The sequence below is a fragment of the Rhodococcus sp. (in: high G+C Gram-positive bacteria) genome (assembly GCF_049591685.1).
In the GTDB taxonomy this organism is placed as follows: domain Bacteria; phylum Actinomycetota; class Actinomycetes; order Mycobacteriales; family Mycobacteriaceae; genus Rhodococcoides.
Genome location: NZ_JBAWFH010000156.1, coordinates 1 through 2,497, shown reverse-complemented (window position 1 = coordinate 2,497; position 2,497 = coordinate 1). Strand labels below are relative to the sequence as shown.

Sequence of the window (2,497 nt, the reverse complement as noted above, 5' to 3'; positions counted from 1 at the left end):
CTGTCGACTGCGGCGGATGCGGTTCCGGTACCGAGCACCAGGCCGACAACCGATGCGCCGGCGAATGCCACTGCGCTCATGGACTTGAGTCCCCGGCTGCGCCGCGACGTCTGGATCTCCGTCATTTGCTTCCTCATCATGTTCAGTCCCAGCGCATCTGCACGGGAAGCTTGTGGCTTTCACCCTCGTGTCACGCCAGCAGAACGCCAGAGATCCCCGAGCAGAACTAGATCGTACGATCAGGTTCCTCATAGTTCTGGCACGAGCGCATCGAGCGTGTTGCCCACGCCCTCTGCCAGAAGCTGAGGGGAACATTAGAGGAGATACCGGATCGTGACAATCCCTACGTTTGCGAGCCGAATGCTGCTGAACTGTGATGTATTTCGTGCATGTGAACGGCTTTCACAGCTACCGAGGAGTAACCGCAATCACGGGCATCGCCGCCGTTGCTGATCCGTTACAAACCTCACCGGTTCGTAAATATGCCCTGAAGAGCGCGTACGTCGCATCCCGGCGTCCACACCGCCAATACGCTTGAATCTACAACCGCTCCAAATGGTCGGACCTCATACGCCTCCAGGCGCACCTTCCGCGCCGCCGATCGCTAACGCCAGGTAAACGATCAACTAACAAAACTGTGATTCCTGTATAGAAATGTGTTGTGGATCACATCACAGGTGGTGCGGTGGACGCTCTCGCTCGAACCAATCGGCAGACCGGCCATCTGTCCCCTCGGGCCGATCGTCGCCGGTCGACTCCGGAAGAACCTCCCCGAAAACACGAGCGAGCCGAGCCCGCTTCTCGCGGGCCCGGCTCGCATCGTCGTTGTCGCGCTGCCCTTCGTCGGACATAGAGCTGCCTAGTCGTTCAAACCGGACAGCTCGGCAATTACTTGACCGGCCAGCGGCGTCAATGTGGCCATGCCGTCGCGAATGGCAGCGCGCGAGGATGCCAGGTTGACCACCAACGTGCTGCCGGAGACGCCCACGAGCCCACGGGACAGGCCCGCGTCGAGCGACCCGGCCGCGAGCCCGGACGACCGAAGGGCCTCACTGATGCCCGGGATCTCACGGTCGAGAACCTCAGCTGTCACATCGGGCGTCACGTCACGCGGCGAAACACCGGTTCCACCGATGGAGACGACGAGGTCGACTCCCCCGATGACCGCGGTGTTCAGCGCGTTCCGCACGTCGACTTCGTCGGAGGTGACAGCGACGACGCCGTCGACCAAGAAACCGGCTTCGGTGAGGAGTTCCGTGACCAAGGGGCCGGTCGAATCTTTCTCGTTACTGTGCGCGGTCCGATCGTCGACGATCACTACCAACGCTCGCCCAGCCAGAGGTGCCTCGAGTTCCATGGTGCTTACCGTAGTAGGAGAGCCTGCGGCGGACTCACGCTGTGCGTAAATCGTGGCAACCGTCGCGACTCGATCGGTATCGGACAACATCATCGACCTCCGGGAAAGCCTGGGATCTGCAACGGCGATTGCTGCTGCTCGGACGGTGCCCGCACCGACCCGGTCTGGGGCTCGGCAGTTCCGAGTGTCACGTCGACGGTCTTCTCGTTACCGCCTTCGGTGTAGGTGATCTTCACCGAGTCACCGGGGGCGTGCGACCGCACGGCTGCGATAAGCGCGTCGCCGCTGGAAATGGTCCTGTCGTCGACCTTGGTGATGACCGCGCCCGTCGGAATACCTGCCGCAGCCGCCGGACCACCCGCGGGGACCTCGACGACCGTCGCGCCGTTCGCGTCGTCCTGGGACGGGACCTGCACGCCGATCATGGCCTGCGTGGCCTTGCCGGTGGTGGCCAATTCGTCAGCGATGCGCTTGGCCTGATCGACCGGGATTGCGAAGCCGAGGCCGATCGAGCCGCTCTGCGCCCCGGTCGACTGTCCGCCGCCGAGTGTCGCAATGGCCGTGTTGATGCCGATGAGCTGCCCCTCGGTGTTGACGAGCGCTCCACCGGAGTTACCCGGGTTGATGGCGGCGTCGGTCTGAATGGCGTCGATCACGGAGTTCTGGTTGCCCGACTCACCGCTGGTCGACACCGGACGATTCAAAGAAGACACGATGCCGGTGGTGACCGTTCCCGCGAGGCCGAGAGGCGAGCCGATGGCCACCACCTGCTGGCCTACCTGCAGGTTGGCCGACGAGCCCAGTTCGATCGGCGTCAGGTCCGTTCGCCCTTCAGCCTTGATGACGGCCATGTCGGACACCGCATCGGCGCCGACGAGCGTCGCCTCGGCCGTCGTGCCGTCGGAGAACGCGACGGTCAACTTGCCGTTGGCGCCTGCACCCGTCGCGACGTGGTTGTTGGTGAGGATGAGTCCGTCGGAGGACAGGATGACACCCGATCCTTCGCCCTCTGCCTGATTGCCGGTGACCTCGATCTGCACGACGCTGGGCAGCACCTTGTTCGCCACGGCCTGAATGGATCCGTCAGGAACGTTCGCCGCAGGCTGTGCCGCAGTCACCGTCGAGTTGAGCGAATTAGAC

At 63.4% G+C, this 2,497-nt stretch carries 2 protein-coding genes; both read right to left on the bottom strand.

What is annotated here, in order from left to right:
* Positions 1 to 859 precede the first annotated feature (859 nt).
* Positions 860 to 1,357 (bottom strand): MogA/MoaB family molybdenum cofactor biosynthesis protein, encoded by a 498-nt coding sequence (locus tag WBQ44_RS06595; protein ID WP_495565923.1) that lies wholly within the window; start codon positions 1,355 to 1,357, stop codon positions 860 to 862.
* 89 nt (positions 1,358 to 1,446) lie between these two features.
* The coding region (locus WBQ44_RS06590) for a S1C family serine protease (protein ID WP_495565922.1) at positions 1,447 to 2,497 on the bottom strand (1,051 nt) is incomplete at its 5' end.